Origin of the sequence: Pseudonocardia sp. Ae505_Ps2, from assembly GCF_001932425.1 — a bacterium.
Lineage (GTDB): Bacteria > Actinomycetota > Actinomycetes > Mycobacteriales > Pseudonocardiaceae > Pseudonocardia.
In genome coordinates, this window is sequence record NZ_MCIP01000001.1 from 1,965,172 (window position 1) to 1,980,698 (window position 15,527).

The window sequence follows — 15,527 nt, forward strand, 5'->3', positions numbered from 1 at the left end:
CTCAGCGCAGCACGGTGAACCGCACGCCCGTCCCCGGCGGGGCCTGGGCGAGCAGCGGCAGGTCGGCGGGGTCGACGACGCCGATCACCGGGTAGCCGCCGGTCGTCGGGTGGTCGGCGAGGAACACCACCGGCGGCCCGTCCGGCGGGACCTGCACCGCGCCGGTCACCATCCCCTCGCTCGGGAGCTCCCGGTCGCTCCACTCCGGACGCCGCCCCGGGGACGGCCCGTCGAGGCGGACCCCGATCCGGTTCCCGTCCGCCGTCACCGTCCACAGCGGACCGGCGAGGGCGCCGTGCGGGTCGGTGAACCAGTCGTCGCGGGGGCCGGGACGCACCCGCAGCCCGACCACGGCACCGGGCACCGACACCGGGACCGGCCCGGACACCGGGACCCGGCCCGACCACGGGCCGACCGGCAGCTCGTCGCCGTCGGCGACGGGGTCGGGGCCCAGCCCCGACAGCAGATCCGTGCTGCGGCTGCCCAGCGCGACCGGAGCGTCCACCCCGCCCGCGACGGCGAGGTAGCACCGCAGCCCGCCGACCGGCGTCCCGACCGCGAGCTCGGCGCCGTCGGGCAGGTGCAGCGCCCGGTGGGACCCGGCAGGCCGGCCGTCGACGAGCACCGGCGCGGGCGCCCCGGTGACGGCGACGGTCCGGCCGCCCCTGGCGCGCACCCGCAGCCCGCCGCCGAGCAGCTCCAGGCCGGCGGCGCCGTCGTCGTTGCCGACCAGGCGGTTCCCCAGCTCGTAGGCCGGCCGGTCCAGCGCACCCGACGGCGGGATCCCCAGGTGCGCATGCCCGGGACGACCGCGGTCGGTCACCAGCGCCTGCGGTCCGGCCCGCACCACCAGCAGCGCGTTCACCGGGGCTCGAACCGGACGCGGTCGCCGGGGGTGAACAGCGCCGGCGGGTCGGCGACGGGGTCGAACAGGACGGCGTCGGTGCGGCCGATCAGCCGCCAGCCGCCGGGGGAGCGACGCGGGTAGACGCAGCTGTAGACGTCGGCGATCCCGACCGAGCCGGCGGGCACCGCGGTCCGCGAGCTCTCCAGCCGCGGCTGCTGCAGCGGCTCGGGGAGGCCCGACAGATAGCCGAAGCCCGGCGCGAAGCCGCAGAAGTCCACCCGGTACTCGGCGCCGCTGTGCAGCGCGACCACCTCGTCGACGGACAGGCCCGCGGTCCCGGCGACGAGTGCGAGGTCCTCGCCGTCGTAGGTCACGGCCAGCGTGTGGACCGTGCCGGTGCCCGCCTCGCCGGCGTCGGCGTCCGCGGCCCGCGCCACCTGCACGACCCGCTCGGTGGTGGCCCCGGGCGCCACCTCGACGAGCACGGTCCGGGCGGCCGGGACCAGCTCCCGCACCTCGGGCAGCCCGGCGTCCCGCACGGCGGCGACGACGGCCGCCACCCCGGCGGCGTCGTCGACCTCCAGCAGCACCGCGTGTCCGCCGCAGGGGCGGACCCGGACCGCGACCAACTAGCCGACCACCCGGTGCAGGACGGCCGAGATGTGCGGCTGCATCGGCTGCCCGACCATCGCGCGCTCGTCGACGTAGGCGAGGTCGCCCTGGTTGACCAGGCCGTAGAGCCGCTTCGCCGCGGTGACCTCCTTGGCCGACGGCGTCCGGGCGACGGCGTCGGTCTCGATCTGCCAGGACCGCATGTCGCCCCGGGGGCCGTAGTAGACCTCGACGATGCCGGTGTTGTGCGCGATCAGCACCTCGATCGAGCCGTCCTCCTGGGGACGCCAGAACCCGGTCTCGCGCGCGGCCTGGCGGATGATGCCGCCGTCGTCGTCGAGCAGCCAGGAGCGTGCCTCGTAGGACAGGAACGGGCGGCCGTCGTGCGCCCAGGTGATCTGCTGGCCGAAGTGGAACGGGCCCTCGATCGTCGGGTAGACGACCTCGCCGGTGCCCCGCCAGGTCCCGACGAGCGGGAGCAGGCCGAGGCAGGCCTCGTGCAGGTCGGGGCCCTGCCGCAGGTTGGCGGTGTCGTCGTCGACGGGCAGGTCGGGCCACTGCGGCCGGTTGCGCTGCGGGGAGTCCGGGGCCGCGTTCTCCGGTCCGGTGATGGTGGTCTGCAACTCCTCGTCGGCGGCTGCGGCGGGCTCGGGGTCGGTCACGGGGTCTGCTCCTCGGTGTGGTGGTCGTCGGGGTCCCGTTCGGGATCGGGACCCGGCCCGGGCGCGGCGGCGGGCTCGACGACGAACAGGCGACGGAGCAACCATCCGGCCCAGGCGGCGGTTCCCGCGGACAGGGCGATCAACAGCCCGGTGGAGAACCAGTGCACGACCGGCCACTCTACCGCCGCCCCGGTCCGGGCACCGAGTGCCGTGCCGATGCCCCTGTCCACGCACGAACGGGCCCCTCGTACGAAAGCTCTCGTACGAGGGGCCCGTTCGTGCGGTCGGGGGCGGCGGCCCCGCGGACCGGTCAGGCGACGGCGATCTCCGCGCTGTGCAGGCCCGGCCCGTCGGCAACGAGCTCGGACTGGCCGTTGCCCGAGCGCGACAGCGCCCGGACGGTCCAGGTGCCCGGGGCGGCGAAGAACCGGAAGTCACCCGAGGCCGAGGACACGACCTCCGCGGTGAACTCCCCGGTGCCGTCCAGCAGCCGGACGAAGGCCCCGGCCACCGGGTCGCCACCGGCGATGACGCGGCCGGCGAGCACGGTCTCCTTGGAGAGGTCCGTGTTCGGGGGCAGGGTCAGGTTCTGGTCAGGTGCGGCACACATGTCACTTCGCTCCCAGCTCGATCGGCACGCCGATCAGCGAGCCGTACTCGGTCCAGCTGCCGTCGTAGTTCTTGACGTCGGAGTGGCCCAGGAGCTCGTGCAGCACGACCCAGGTGTGGCTGGAGCGCTCGCCGATGCGGCAGTAGGCGATGGTCGCCTTGCCCTCGTCGAAGCCGGCCTCCTTGTAGAGGGAGGCGAGCTCCTCGTTCGACTTGAACGTGCCGTCCTCGTTGGCCGCCTTCGACCACGGGATGTTGATCGCGCTCGGCACGTGGCCCGGACGCTGGCTCTGCTCCTGCGGGAGGTGGGCCGGGGCCAGGATCTTGCCGGAGAACTCGTCGGGTGACCGGACGTCGACCAGGTTCTTGGTGTCGATCGCGTCGACGACCTCGTCGCGGAAAGCGCGGATCGAGGTGTCGGCCTCCTTCGCGGTGTAGGAGGTCGCGGGGCGGTCCTTGACGTCGGTGGTCAGGGTCCGGCCGTCGAGCTCCCACTTCTTGCGGCCGCCGTCGAGCAGCACGACCTTGTCGTGGCCGTAGAGCTTGAACTCCCAGTACGCGTACGCGGCGAACCAGTTGTTGTTGCCGCCGTAGAGCACGACCAGGTCGTCGTTGGCGACGCCCTTGGCCGAGAGCAGCTGCTCGAACTGCTCCTTGGTGGGGATGTCACGACGGACCGCGTCCTGCAGCTCGTCGGTCCAGTTGACCTTGACCGCACCGGGGATGTGGCCCCCGTCGTAGGCGGTGGTGTCCTCGTCGACCTCGAGGAACACCACCCCGTCGGTCTCCAGGTTCTGCTCCGCCCAGTCGGCGGTGACGAGGACGTCCTCGCGGCTCATGTTCGTTTCTCTCCCGAGTCGTGTCGAGGGTGGGTCAGGAACGCGCGGCGGCGGCGCCACCGCGCAGGCGGGCGAGGAGCCCGTACATCTCGCAGCCCAGGCAGAAGCCGAAGGCCGCGTTGAGGAAGGCCGCCACGAGTGCCGCCGCCGTGGCGACGACACCCAGCACGGTCAGTCCGGACAGGTAGCCGACCGCCGCGACGGCGGTGAACACCAGCCCGACGGTCTGCGAGAAGCGGACCGGGGCGGCGTCCTCGCGCTCGGCGGGCGGACCCAGCCGGGGCGCGACGAGGTGCCGGTAGACCACGCCGTACGGCGCGAACCGCATGCCGGCGAACGAGGCGACGGCGAACACGACGGCCTGTGCGGTGACGAGCACGCCGCTGCCGGACAGCAGCACCAACGCCAGCACGACGGTGGTGATCGCGGCGGAGAAGCGGACCCCGCGCGGGTCGAGCCGGGGCTCGGAGTGCGCGGATCCGTGGTCCGTGGCGGACATGGGACTCCAGTAACCGGGGTGGGAACCTCGGCGTCGCGGGACGCCGGGCTCAGGACACGCGGGTCAGGAGTCCAGACACAGGCAGCCGGCGAGGCGGCACAGATCAACCGTGCGGCGTCGGGTCAGCGGCCAGTTCACGTCACCGAGCCTAGCTCACGTTCGGCGCGGAGCCCAGCGGTCGGCGCCGACCGGACATCACACACACGTTCTCAGCCGGTGGGAAGGGCGGCGACGAGCTCGTCGACGCGCGGGACACCGGAGACCCGCAGGACCTCCGCGCCGCGGGCGTCGAAGACGACCGTCGTCGGGGTCCGCAGCACGCCCAGTGCCCGGGCGACGTCGACGTGCTCGGCCACGTCGACCTCCACGTGCGCCAGGCCCGGGTCCGCCGCGGCCAGGTCACCGAGGACGCGCGCGGTCTGCCGGCACGGCGCGCAGACCGGCGAGGACAGCTGCAGCAGCAGGGCCCGGCGCCCGTCCGGACCGGTTCCGGCCAGGTCCCAGCCCGGCCCGGCGCCGTCGGTCGCGCCGCGGTCGTCGCCGGTGGGCCGGAGCCGCCCGGACCGGTTGCGCAGCACCAGCCCCGCGAGCGTCGCCACCACCAGGACGACGACCAGCACCACTGCACCCGTGACGTCCACCGACGCCTCCTCTCGGCCCGCTCAGCCCGCGGAGCGGGACGTACCCGGTCCGGCGCCCACACTCAGGTCGCGCATCGAACCGGCGACCTGCAGCACGTTGTACTCCGGAACGCTCGCCGACGTCGCGGTGACGCCCAGTGGCAGCGGACCCGGGTCGATGTCCACGGCGAGCGCGCGCAGCATCGAGGTGCGCACCGCGTCCGGCACCGGCTCGTCCGAGCCGTCGAGCCGGACGTCGCGCGGGACGACCCGCATGGTGCCGTGGTCGACGACGAGCGCGGCCAGCACGGCCACCCGCGCGTCGGCCCCGTCCACCGGCATCTCCGCGACGAACCGTGCGGCGTTGCGCGGGTCGAGCCCGCGCAGCGTCGGGTCGCCGCCGGCCAGGATCACCGAGTCGATCGCGTTCGCGTCGACGGCCTCGACCGACAGTCGCGTCACCCCGGCGGCGGGCCCCCCGGCGTCGACGACCATCCGGCGGACGTCGTTCGGGCTGATCTGGACGATCCCCTCGGCCGCCGCCGCACGGAACCGGGCCGGCCCGGGACCGGCGAGATCGGAGAGGTCTCCGCGCAGGCCGTACAGCTGCACCTGGAGCTCGGGGGTGCGCAGCGGCCCGACCGGGACCCGCTGCAGCGTCATCTCGACGTGGTCGTAGCGGCCGGTCGCGGCCTGGGCCAGCACCGAGAAGCCGTGCACCTGCACACGGGGGTCCTCGGGGAGGTCGAGCCGGTCCCGCAACGCGCGCGAGATGCCCGACTCGACGGCCGCGCCGGTGGCGAGATCACCCACGACGAGCACGGCGGCCACCGCCAGGACGGCGACGAGCACGCGACGGACGGGGCGTCCCACGACCGGGCCTCCACAGGATCGGAATACGTCCTGACCAGGGTAGAGAGCCCCGCTGCCGGCCCGATGGGCGGCCCCGGGACCCCGGATCGGACCCGATCGGTGGTGAGAACGATCCAGATCGCGGCGTGAAACCCGTCGCTCTGCGGCTGACCGTGGGGTGACGTCCCGGTATCGTCTGCGTATCGCGAGAAGGGGGGAGTCCATGGAACTGCTCCTGCTGACCACGGCTCCGGATGCGGCAGCCGTACTGCCCGCCCTGTCGTTGCTGCCGCACAACGTGCGGACCGCGGCGCCCGAGGTGGCAGCACTGCTCGACGCCGGTCCGCACGACGCCGTCCTGGTGGACGCCCGCTCGGACCTGGTCGCCGCGCGCAGCCTGTGCCGGCTGCTGGGCAGCGCCGGGACCGACGCGCCGGTGATCGCCGTGCTGAACGAGGGCGGTCTGGTCGCCGTGTCCGGCGAGTGGGTGGTCGACGAGATCCTGCTCCCCGACACCGGCCCGGCGGAGGTGGACGCGCGGCTGAGGCTGCTGCGGTCGCGCCCCGGCGCCGAGTCCGCGTCCGGAGGTGGCGCGCTCGTCCTCGGTGAGCTCGTCATCGACGAGGCGACGTACTCGGCTCGGCTCAAGGGCCGGCTGCTGGAACTCACCTACAAGGAGTTCGAGCTGCTCAAGTACCTCGCGCAGCACGCGGGCCGGGTGTTCACCCGGGCCCAGCTGCTGCAGGAGGTCTGGGGCTACGACTTCTTCGGCGGCACCCGCACCGTCGACGTCCACGTCCGGCGGCTGCGCGCCAAGCTCGGCGGCGAGCACGAGCAGATGATCGGCACCGTGCGCAACGTCGGCTACAAGTTCGTCCGGCCGTCGCGCGGCGGGCTGTCGGCGCCGCCCGACCAGGACGACGCGGACCCCGAGCCCGTCCCGGACCGTCGGCCGTTGCCCGGCGCCCGGCCCTCGGCCGGCCCGGGACGTGGAGCGTGGGCACCGCGGTGACCTAGGGTCGGCGCTCGTGGACCCGCAGCAGCACTCCCGTCTCGACGCCGCCACCGTCTCCGCGGTGCAGGATCTGCTGAGGGCGGCGACCGCTGCCGACGGCGCCGAACCGCTCTCCGAGCAGTACCTGATGCACCTGCGCCCGGACACCCCCGCCGACGGCGTGACGCACCTCGTCGTCGCCGGTGACGACGGCGCGGTGGCCGGCTACGCCCAGGTCGACGGCACCTACGCCGAGCTGGTGGTGCACCCCGACGCGCGACGGCGGGGGATCGGCGGCGCGCTCGTCACCGCGGTGGAGAAGGTCACCGCCGACCCGCACGTGTGGGCGCACGGCGACCTCGACGCCGCGAAGGAGCTCGCCGCGGGCCGCGGCTACCGCCGGGACCGCGTGCTGTGGCAGATGCGCCGCACCACCGAGGCGGGCCCGCTGCCCGCCCTGACCGTCCCCGACGGCGTCACGATCCGCGCCTTCGAGCCCGGCCGCGACGACGACGAGTTCCTCCGCGTCAACAACGCGGCCTTCGACTGGCACCCGGAGCAGGGCGGCTGGACCGGCGCCGAGCTCGCCGCCCGGGAGGCCGAGGACTGGTTCGACCCGGCCGGGTTCCTGCTCGCGGTCGACGACGGCGGCACCCTGCTCGGCTACCACTGGACCAAGGTCCACCCGGCGACCGGCGACGAGCGCGCGATGGGCGAGGTCTACGTCCTCGGTGTGGACCCGGCCAGCCACGGACGAGGGCTCGGGAAGGTCCTGACCCTCGCCGGGCTGCACCACCTGCACGACCGCGGGCTGGACACCGTGCTGCTCTACGTCGAGGCCGACAACGCCCCGGCCGTGCGCGTCTACGAGCGCCTCGGGTTCGCCGTGCACGCCGCGGACGTCAACTACGCCCGGTGAGACCCTGTCACCGTTCGACTACGGGTGACCATGTTCCGTCGAACGTGTGATGCAGGTCCACCCGGTCGCCGACCCTGTTCATCCCACGTTCATCTTCCGTGGGGGTGGCGTCCAACGGCGGCTCCTAGCGTCTGCGGCCGGGTGGTCACCCCAGACCGCCGTACCGCAACCGGCTCGTTGCCGACTCGGAGGAAACTGCAGTGAAGACCAAGCGGCGTGCGCCCCGGGCGCGCCTGGCTGCCGTCGGTATCGCCACGTCCTGTGCGTTGTTCGTCGCCGGCTGCGGTGCGGCGAACGAGGGCGGCGGCTCGGACGCCCAGGGCTCGGGCGTCACCGGCCAGATCTCCGGTGCGGGCGCGAGCTCCCAGCAGGCGGCCATGCAGGCCTGGATCGCCGGCTTCGGCGGCGCGAACCCGGGTGCCACCGTCAACTATCAGCCGGTCGGCTCCGGCGGAGGTCGTACCCAGTTCATCCAGGGCGGTGTCCAGTTCGCCGGTACCGACGCCTACCTCAAGGACGACGAGCTGACCAAGGCGCGTGAGCGCTGCGGTGGGTCGGTCATCGAGGTGCCGAGCTACGTCTCGCCGATCGCCGTCGTCTTCAAGCTGAACGGAGTCAACGACCTGACCCTGTCCCCGGCCACCATCGCCGGTCTCTTCAAGGGCCAGATCACCACCTGGAACGACCCGAAGATCGCCGCGGACAACCCGGGCGTCCAGCTCCCGGCCACCCGCGTCACCCCGGTGCACCGATCCGACGAGTCGGGCACCACCCAGAACTTCACCGACTTCCTGAACAAGGCCGCCCCGGCGGTGTGGACCGACAAGGCCGCGCAGACCTGGCCGGTCCAGGGTGGCGAGGCCGCTCAGGGCACCTCCGGTGTCGTGACCGCCGTCGGCGGCGGCGACGGCACCATCGGCTACGCCGACGCCAGCCAGGCCAAGGACCTCGGCAAGGCCAAGGTCAAGCTGGGCGACCAGGCGGTCGAGCCGACCGCCGAGGCCGCCGCCAAGATCCTCGAGGAGTCGAAGCGCGTCGAGGGCCAGGGCGACACCTCGTTCGCCTTCGACCTCAACCGGACCGCCACCGGCGGTGCCTACCCGGTCGTGCTGGTGTCCTACCTGCTGGCCTGCCCGCAGTACCCGGACGCCGCCCAGGCCGACACGACCAAGGCGTTCCTGAACTACGTGGTCAGCCCGGAGGGGCAGCAGACCGCCGCTCAGAACGCCGGCTCGGCGCCGCTGTCGGACACCCTGCGCGGCCAGATCACGCCGGTCATCGACCAGATCAAGGCCCAGGGCTGAGCGTCTGAGTCGGATGTCATCTAGCCAGGAACCCCGGGCGGTCGTCATCATGGTGACCGCCCGGGGTTCCCGGCCGCTCGAGTCCCCTGCCCAGCGCGTTCCGCACCCCCAGGGATCACAGTGACCACCACGGAAAACTCGCCCGCGCCCGCTCCCGCGAAGCCGGTGACCCAGCTCGGGGACCGGATCTTCGCCGGGTCGGCCAAGGGTGCAGGCATCCTCATCCTCGTCGTCCTTGCGGGCGTCGCGGCCTTCCTCGTCAGCGAGGCGTTCCCTGCCGTCGTGGCCCCTGCGTCCGAGGTGCACGGAGGACTCGCCCTCTACATCGCGCCGCTCATCTTCGGCACGCTGGTCAGCGCGGTCATCGCGTTGATCGTGGCGACGCCGCTGGCGATCGCGGTCGCGCTGTTCATCAGCCACTACGCCCCGCGCCGGCTCGCACAGACGCTCAGCTACGTCGTCGACCTGCTGGCCGCGGTGCCGTCCATCGTGTACGGCCTGTGGGGCATGGCGACCCTGGCCCCGGCGACCGTCGGGCTGATGGTGTGGCTGAACACCTACCTCGGCTGGCTGCCGTTCTTCGCCGGTCCGCCGTCGGCCACCGGCCGCACGATGCTGGTCGTCGGCCTCGTCCTCGCGGTGATGATCCTGCCGATCATCACCGCCGTCGCCCGTGAGGTCTTCCTCCAGGCGCCGAAGCTGCACGAGGAGGCCGCGCTCGCCCTGGGGGCCACCCGCTGGGAGATGATCCGGCTCGCGGTGCTGCCGTTCGGCCGCTCCGGGATCGTCTCGGGCGCGATGCTCGGCCTCGGCCGCGCGCTCGGCGAGACCATGGCGGTGGCGATCATCCTGTCGGTCTCCGGCGGGATCACGTTCAACCTGATCGGCTCCGGCAACCCGTCGACGATCGCCGCGAACATCGCGCTGCAGTTCCCCGAGGCGTCCGGCATCGACGTCAACGTCCTCATCGCGTCCGGTCTGGTGCTCTTCCTGATCACCCTGCTGGTCAACATGATCGCTCGCTACATCGTCGAGCGCCGCCGCGAGTTCTCGGGAGCGAACTGAGATGTCCACCGGGACCGAACGAAACCGCACCGACACCGAGGCGACCGTGACCGGAAGCACGCTGCAGGCCCCGGCCACGACGACGGCTCTGCCGCGTCGCAAGGGCTCCCTCCCGAAGTGGTCGCCGTGGGCCCTGGTCGCCGGATCGGCCGTGGTGGCGGCCGGTGCGACCGCCCTGGCGGGCGGCTTCGGCATCGGGCTGTGGGTCTTCCTGACCGTGGTGGTGTACCTGGTCGCCACCTACGTGGTGTCCCGCGCGGTGGAGGGCGCCCGCAAGGCCGCCGACCGGTTGGTGACGGCGATCGTCACGGGTGCGTTCCTGCTCGCGATGATCCCGCTGGTGTCGGTGCTGTGGACCGTCGTCTCGAACGGCTGGGCACGGTTCGACCCGACGTTCTTCAACAGCTCGATGCGCGGCGTCGTCGGGGTCGGCGGCGGTGCGCTGCACGCCATCCAGGGCACGCTCATCATCACGGCGCTCGCCGCGATCATGTCCATCCCGGTGGGTGTGCTCACCGCGATCTACCTGGTCGAGTACGGCAACCGGTCACGGCTGGCGCGGGCGATCACGTTCTTCGTCGACGTCATGACGGGCATCCCGTCGATCGTCGCCGGTCTGTTCGCGTTCGCATTGTTCGCGCTGTTCGTCGGCCCGGCGGTGCGGTTCGGCTTCGCCGGCGCGGTCGCCCTGACCGTCCTCATGATCCCGATCGTGGTGCGCTCCACCGAGGAGATGCTCAAGATCGTCCCGAACGAGCTGCGCGAGGCCGCGTACGCGCTCGGTGTGCCGAAGTGGCGGACGATCCTCAAGGTCGTCATTCCCACGACGGCCGGCGGTATCGCGACCGGCGTCATGCTCGCCGTCGCCCGCGTCATCGGTGAGACCGCCCCGCTGCTGGTCACCACGGGTCTCGCGCTCGGCGTCAACCTGAACCCGTTCTCGGGGCCGATGGCCACGCTGCCGGTGTTCTCGTACTACTCCTACGCCGTTCCCGGCATCCCGCGTGAGGCGTTCCTCGACCGGGCCTGGACCGCTGCGCTGGTCCTGATGCTCGTCGTCATGGTGCTGAACATCGTCGCCCGCATCATCTCCCGCATTTTCGCCCCGAAGACCCGATAAGGAATCCGCGACATGGGCAAGAGTGTCGAAGCCAAGGACCTGAACATCTACTACGGGTCGTTCCTCGCCGTCGAGGGCGTCAACATGACGATCAAGCCGAAGACGGTGACGGCCCTGATCGGTCCGTCCGGCTGCGGCAAGTCGACCTTCCTGCGGTCGATCAACCGGATGCACGAGAACATCCCCGGCGCCCGCGTCGAGGGCCGGCTCGAGCTCGACGGCCAGGACCTCTACGGGGCGAACGTCGACCCGGTCGGCGTCCGCCGCCAGATCGGCATGGTCTTCCAGCGGCCCAACCCGTTCCCGACGATGTCGATCTACGACAACGTCATCGCGGGGATGAAGCTGAACAACAAGCGGGCGTCGAAGGCCGAGTTCGACGACACCGTCGAGCGGTCGCTGCGCGGCGCGAACCTCTGGAACGAGGTCAAGGACCGGCTCGAGAAGCCGGGTTCGGGCCTCTCCGGTGGTCAGCAGCAGCGGCTCTGCATCGCCCGCGCGATCGCGGTGCGGCCCGACGTGCTGCTGATGGACGAGCCGTGCTCGGCGCTGGACCCGATCTCCACGCTCGCGATCGAGGACCTGATCAACGAGCTGAAGAACGACTACACGATCGTCATCGTGACCCACAACATGCAGCAGGCGGCGCGGGTCAGCGACTTCACCGGCTTCTTCAACATCGAGGGCACCGGCAAGCCCGGCAAGCTGGTCGAGCTCGACGAGACGAAGACGATCTTCTCCCAGCCGAAGCAGAAGGCGACCGAGGACTACGTGTCCGGCCGCTTCGGCTGACCTCGCAGTACGTCCGCACGGCGCGAACGCCCTCGACCCCTCGCGGGGGGCCGGGGGCGTTCGTCGTCGCGGGCCGGGTCAGAGGACCGGGAGCTCGTCCACGGTGCCGCCGGTGACGGCGTAGACGACGTGGTCGGCCAGGTGCACGCAGTGGTCGGCGTAGCGCTCGTGGAAGCGGGCCAGCAGCGCGGCGTGGACGGCGGCCGGCACGCCCGCCGTCCAGTCCGGGCCGAACATCAGCTCGAAGACCTGGCGGTGCAGCGCGTCGACGACGTCGTCGTCCTCGCGCAGCTCGGCGGCGAGGACGACGTTGTGGGTGCGGAGCACCTCGACGGCCTTGTCGCCCATGGCCGCGACCCGGGCGCCGTAGTCGGCGAACAGCGGGTGGGCCTGCTCGGCGAGCACCACGTGGTCCCCGCTCCGGACGACGGTGGCGGCGATGTGCCGGGCCAGGTCGCCCATCCGCTCCAGCTGCTGGGCGCACCGCAGAGCGGTGATCACCGCTCGCAGCGGAGCGGCCATCGGCTGGTGGATGTTCATGGTCTCGACGGCGAGGAGCTCGATCGCGTCGCGGTAACCGTCGATGACGGGATCGCGGGAGACGACCTGCTCGGCGAGCCGGGTCCGGTCGGACAGCAACGCTTCGGACGCGTCGCGGAACGCGGCTGCGACGAGCGGACCCATCTCGTCGAGCATGGACCGGAGCTGCGCGAGGTTGTCGTCGAGCGTCTCCCTGCGCATGGCGACGACCTTAGATCGGAGTTCGCGTCGGCTTCGGCCCGGGACCGGTGAACGCTCGGTGAACGGCGGGGTCAGGCGGCGCGGGCACGCAGGCCGACCCGCAGGCCGACACGGAAGCGCTCGGTGGAGCCGAGGACGGTCGACTGGACCCCGGTCACCTCGAACCACTCGAGGGCGTGTCCGGCGCGGCTCATGGCGTCCCGGATCGCAGCTTCGACGCTCTCGTCCGAGGTCCCGACGACCTCGGTGACGACGCAGCTCGCGTGTTCCATGCAGCAGACGTGCCCCCGGCATCTCACCGTCAAACCCGATCGGTCGACCGTTCGCCGAGTGGGGTGTATCGACTGCCCCGAACGGGCCAACGATGCTCTCAGACGGCGAGGGGACCGGGCATCTGGCCGGTGACGACGTACACGATCCGGCGAGCGACGGCGACGGCGTGGTCGGCGTACCGCTCGTAGAACCGCGCGAGGAGCGCGACGTCGACCGCGGCGGACACCCCGTGGGTCCAGTTGCGGTCCATCAGCACGGTGAACATGTGCTGGTGGATGTCGTCGACGGCGTCGTCGTCGGCCTCGAGCTCGTTCGCCGCGTCGAGGTCCCGGGTTCGGATGACCCGCCCGGCCTTCTCCGCGAGCTCGACGCCGACCCGGCCCATCTCGGCGAAGTAGGACTTCACCTCGTCGGGCAGCACGGACTGCGGGTGCCTGCGACGGGCGGCCTGGGCGACGTGCAGGGCGAGGTCACCCATGCGCTCGATGTCACCGGCACCGTGGATCGCGGCGACGACGACCCGCAGGTCGGTCGCGACCGGCGCCTGCAGCGCGAGCAGGCCGAAGGCCCGGTGCTCTGCGGCGGCACGGACGTCGTCGATCTTGACGTCCTCGGAGATGACCTGCTCGGCGAGCTGGAGGTCGGCCTCGAGCAGTGCGGTCGTGGCGCGCGCCATGGCACGTGCGACGTCGTCGCACATGTCTGCCAGGCCGGAGGCCAGCTCGTCCAGCTGCTCCTGATAGGTGTCGCGCATGTCCCGAGCCTAGGCCCCCGAGCGGCAACGTTCAGCCGCGGCGGGTGAACCCGCCGTGAACGCTGGACGACATACCCCGTTCGGGGGATACGGGCGGTTCAGTCGCAGTCGGCGTCGTCGGAGGGGACGGCCTGCACCGGAGCCGCATCACCGGCACCGACGACGAGCTCCAGCACCCGGCTCGCGGTCGGGTCCGGGACGGGGCGGGCACCCGGCAGCGCCTCCACGAGGGTGCCCGCGGCGTCGGTGTTGTCGGGGGAGTAGCGGACCTGCGCGCCCGGTGCGGCCGTTCCGGGGGTGACGCTGCCGATCTCGTAGCCGCGGTCGCGCAGGTCCGCGGCGATCCGGTCGACGGCACCGGGGCGACCGGTCGCGTCGACCAGGTTCACGACGGTGCCCGGCCCCGGAGCACCCGCGGAGCGGGAGGCCGGCGCTGTCGCGCTCTCGGGCAGCGGTCCGTGCTCGCGCAGCGCGGAGAACAGCGCGCGTGCCTCGGAGCGGCGCAGCTCCAGCTGGCCCCGGGTGTTCGGGGCGTCGCTGACCGGGACGGACAGGAACAGCGGGGCTTCCCCGTCGCCCGCGGCACCCGACCGGGCGAGTCCGCGGGCGAGGGTGAGGATCTCGCCGGCGTCGACCCCGTCCGCCGACAGCGCCGACGACACCCCCGCCGCGGAGCGGCCCGGCGCACCAGGGGTCAGCAGCGAGGTGGTCGAGAGCGCATCGCCCAGCGCCGCGGCGAGCACGCGTTGCTGGCGCCGGACCCGGTTGGCCGGGGAGCTGTCCGCGGTGCCCGCGGCGGAGGCGAAGCGGACCGCGGTGGCCCCATCGAGCTCCACGGTGCCCGAGCCCTCCACGACCGGGCCGAGCACCGGGTCCACGACCGGGCGCTCGGTGCAGACCTCGATCCCGCCGACGGCGTCGACGAGCTCCGGGGTCCCGGCCAGGTCGAGTGCGACGAAACCGCTCACCGGCATGCCGGTGAGCTGCTGGACGACGCCGACGCTGCAGGCGGGGCCGCCGACGTCGTAGGCGGTGGCGAAGGCGGTCCGGGACTCCGCGGGCACGGTGTCGCCGTAGGTGCCGGTCGCGGCGTCGAAGCGCCGGCACGGCGGCCGGGAGACCTCCAGCGTCGCGGGGATCGACAGGGTGACGGCCGGTCCACCGCCCGCGGGCCGGTGGACCAGCACTGCCGTGTCGGTGCGCGCGGACTCCGCGGTGCTCGCGCGGTCGGCCTGCAGACCCAGCACCAGGACGTTCTGGTCATCGGCCTGGGTGTCGGCATCGAGGATCGCGTCGGTGTCCGGGGCGAGGGCGACGACGTCGCGGACACCGGCGTGGACCTCGCTGCGCCCGGCGAACCCGAAGGCGGTGGTGACCAGGACGAGCACCGCGGCCGCCGCCGCGCCGATCCGCAGCGCACGGGCGCGGGGGTCGGGCCGGGCCGGTGGCGGGGTGCCTGCCGGTTCCGGCTCCGCGGAGCCGGGGACGGCCTCGTCCGGCGCGGCCTCCTCCGCCGTGGAGGCGTCCGTGGCGGGCGGGTCGTCCCGGTAGCGACGACGGCGGCGGCGCGGCACCAGCGCGTCGACGACCTCGGTGACGCGCGAGTCCGCGGCGCCGCGGCGTGCGGGGCGGGACGGCGCCGCGCCCGCCCCGGCCCGTCCGGCCTCCGCGGTGGCGGCGACCCCGGTGCTCCCGGTGGCCACTCCGCTCCCGGAGCCCGGGCGCGCTGTGGCGGCCGGGGTCGCCCGGGTTCCCGGGCCGGTTCCGGTGGTCGGGGTGGCGGGACGCGCGGTCTCCGGCGCCTCCGCGGGGGTGCGGGCGGGCCGGGTGCCGGCGCCACCGGGAGCGATGGGCGCCGGCGGGCGCGGGGCGCCGCCCGGGGGTGGCACCGGGGTGGGACGCGACGGGGCGGGCGCGGCGCCGTCACGCGGACGTGGACGCTGCGGCGCGGGCGGCTCACCGGGACGGCGCGGTACGGGACCGCCGCGCACGCGTCGCACGCCGGTCGGGGGGACCGGCCCCGGC

Annotated in this window: 19 protein-coding genes; 6 read left to right on the forward strand and 13 right to left on the reverse strand. The window is 73.2% G+C overall.

Going from position 1 to position 15,527, the window contains the following annotated elements; all coding sequences use genetic code 11:
* Window position 1: 1 nt before the first annotated feature.
* From Ae505Ps2_RS09285 to Ae505Ps2_RS09325, 9 genes are all read right to left on the reverse strand, one after another.
* Window positions 2–865 (reverse strand): biotin-dependent carboxyltransferase family protein, encoded by an 864-nt coding sequence (locus tag Ae505Ps2_RS09285; protein ID WP_075553563.1) that lies wholly within the window; start codon window positions 863–865, stop codon window positions 2–4.
* A complete protein-coding gene (locus tag Ae505Ps2_RS09290) occupies window positions 862–1,476 on the reverse strand; it encodes an allophanate hydrolase subunit 1 (protein ID WP_075308748.1) in 615 nt (204 codons plus the stop codon). Before Ae505Ps2_RS09290 ends, Ae505Ps2_RS09285 begins: the two co-directional genes overlap by 4 nt.
* Window positions 1,477–2,070: an FABP family protein gene (locus Ae505Ps2_RS09295; RefSeq protein ID WP_233147713.1), complete on the reverse strand. Its 594-nt coding sequence runs from the start codon at window positions 2,068–2,070 to the stop codon at window positions 1,477–1,479.
* 47 nt (window positions 2,071–2,117) lie between these two features.
* A complete protein-coding gene (locus Ae505Ps2_RS31860) occupies window positions 2,118–2,351 on the reverse strand; it encodes a hypothetical protein (protein WP_020626034.1) in 234 nt (77 codons plus the stop codon).
* 80 nt (window positions 2,352–2,431) lie between these two features.
* Window positions 2,432–2,731: a DUF1416 domain-containing protein gene (locus tag Ae505Ps2_RS09305; protein WP_020626035.1), complete on the reverse strand. Its 300-nt coding sequence runs from the start codon at window positions 2,729–2,731 to the stop codon at window positions 2,432–2,434.
* Window position 2,732: 1 nt separating this feature from the next.
* Window positions 2,733–3,569, reverse strand: a complete 837-nt coding sequence (locus Ae505Ps2_RS09310; RefSeq protein ID WP_020626036.1) for a sulfurtransferase — start codon at window positions 3,567–3,569, stop codon at window positions 2,733–2,735.
* 34 nt (window positions 3,570–3,603) lie between these two features.
* Window positions 3,604–4,068 (reverse strand): DUF4395 domain-containing protein, encoded by a 465-nt coding sequence (locus Ae505Ps2_RS09315; RefSeq protein ID WP_060713556.1) that lies wholly within the window; start codon window positions 4,066–4,068, stop codon window positions 3,604–3,606.
* Between the two features lie 209 nt (window positions 4,069–4,277).
* Entirely contained in the window at window positions 4,278–4,709 is a 432-nt protein-coding gene (locus tag Ae505Ps2_RS09320) for a thioredoxin family protein (RefSeq protein ID WP_075308746.1), read from the reverse strand.
* A 21-nt stretch (window positions 4,710–4,730) separates the two neighbouring features.
* Window positions 4,731–5,561, reverse strand: coding sequence for a DUF2993 domain-containing protein (locus tag Ae505Ps2_RS09325; protein ID WP_075308744.1), 831 nt, complete (start codon window positions 5,559–5,561; stop codon window positions 4,731–4,733).
* 202 nt (window positions 5,562–5,763) lie between these two features.
* On the opposite strand from Ae505Ps2_RS09325, the gene Ae505Ps2_RS09330 reads away from it, so the two are divergent.
* The 6 genes from Ae505Ps2_RS09330 to pstB all read left to right on the forward strand — a co-directional run bounded on the left by Ae505Ps2_RS09330 (window position 5,764) and on the right by pstB (window position 11,734).
* On the forward strand, window positions 5,764–6,552 hold the full coding sequence (locus Ae505Ps2_RS09330; RefSeq protein ID WP_020626040.1) for a response regulator transcription factor: 789 nt from the start codon (window positions 5,764–5,766) through the stop codon (window positions 6,550–6,552).
* A gap of 16 nt (window positions 6,553–6,568) precedes the next feature.
* The gene (gene mshD, locus Ae505Ps2_RS09335) at window positions 6,569–7,453 is read left to right on the forward strand and encodes a mycothiol synthase (protein ID WP_075312471.1); all 885 of its coding nucleotides are present in this window, start codon (window positions 6,569–6,571) and stop codon (window positions 7,451–7,453) included.
* 200 nt (window positions 7,454–7,653) lie between these two features.
* Window positions 7,654–8,757 (forward strand): phosphate ABC transporter substrate-binding protein PstS, encoded by a 1,104-nt coding sequence (gene pstS, locus Ae505Ps2_RS09340; protein ID WP_020626042.1) that lies wholly within the window; start codon window positions 7,654–7,656, stop codon window positions 8,755–8,757.
* A 120-nt stretch (window positions 8,758–8,877) separates the two neighbouring features.
* Window positions 8,878–9,822, forward strand: a complete 945-nt coding sequence (gene pstC / locus Ae505Ps2_RS09345) for a phosphate ABC transporter permease subunit PstC (RefSeq protein WP_043280504.1) — start codon at window positions 8,878–8,880, stop codon at window positions 9,820–9,822.
* Window positions 9,823–9,868: 46 nt separating this feature from the next.
* Window positions 9,869–10,942, forward strand: a complete 1,074-nt coding sequence (pstA, locus tag Ae505Ps2_RS09350) for a phosphate ABC transporter permease PstA (protein WP_043280507.1) — start codon at window positions 9,869–9,871, stop codon at window positions 10,940–10,942.
* A gap of 12 nt (window positions 10,943–10,954) precedes the next feature.
* A complete protein-coding gene (pstB, locus tag Ae505Ps2_RS09355; protein ID WP_060713548.1) occupies window positions 10,955–11,734 on the forward strand; it encodes a phosphate ABC transporter ATP-binding protein PstB in 780 nt (259 codons plus the stop codon).
* 78 nt (window positions 11,735–11,812) lie between these two features.
* Here the strand turns inward: pstB and Ae505Ps2_RS09360 are convergent, their stop codons facing one another.
* The 4 genes from Ae505Ps2_RS09360 to Ae505Ps2_RS09375 all read right to left on the reverse strand — a co-directional run bounded on the left by Ae505Ps2_RS09360 (window position 11,813) and on the right by Ae505Ps2_RS09375 (window position 15,205).
* Complete coding sequence (locus tag Ae505Ps2_RS09360) at window positions 11,813–12,475, reverse strand: PhoU domain-containing protein (protein WP_020626046.1); 663 nt, start codon at window positions 12,473–12,475, stop codon at window positions 11,813–11,815.
* A gap of 71 nt (window positions 12,476–12,546) precedes the next feature.
* Window positions 12,547–12,747: a dodecin domain-containing protein gene (locus Ae505Ps2_RS09365; protein WP_020626047.1), complete on the reverse strand. Its 201-nt coding sequence runs from the start codon at window positions 12,745–12,747 to the stop codon at window positions 12,547–12,549.
* Window positions 12,748–12,845: 98 nt separating this feature from the next.
* Window positions 12,846–13,502, reverse strand: a complete 657-nt coding sequence (gene phoU, locus Ae505Ps2_RS09370) for a phosphate signaling complex protein PhoU (RefSeq protein WP_060713545.1) — start codon at window positions 13,500–13,502, stop codon at window positions 12,846–12,848.
* A gap of 98 nt (window positions 13,503–13,600) precedes the next feature.
* Window positions 13,601–15,205, reverse strand: coding sequence for an LCP family protein (locus tag Ae505Ps2_RS09375; protein WP_139318850.1), 1,605 nt, complete (start codon window positions 15,203–15,205; stop codon window positions 13,601–13,603).
* Window positions 15,206–15,527 lie beyond the last annotated feature (322 nt).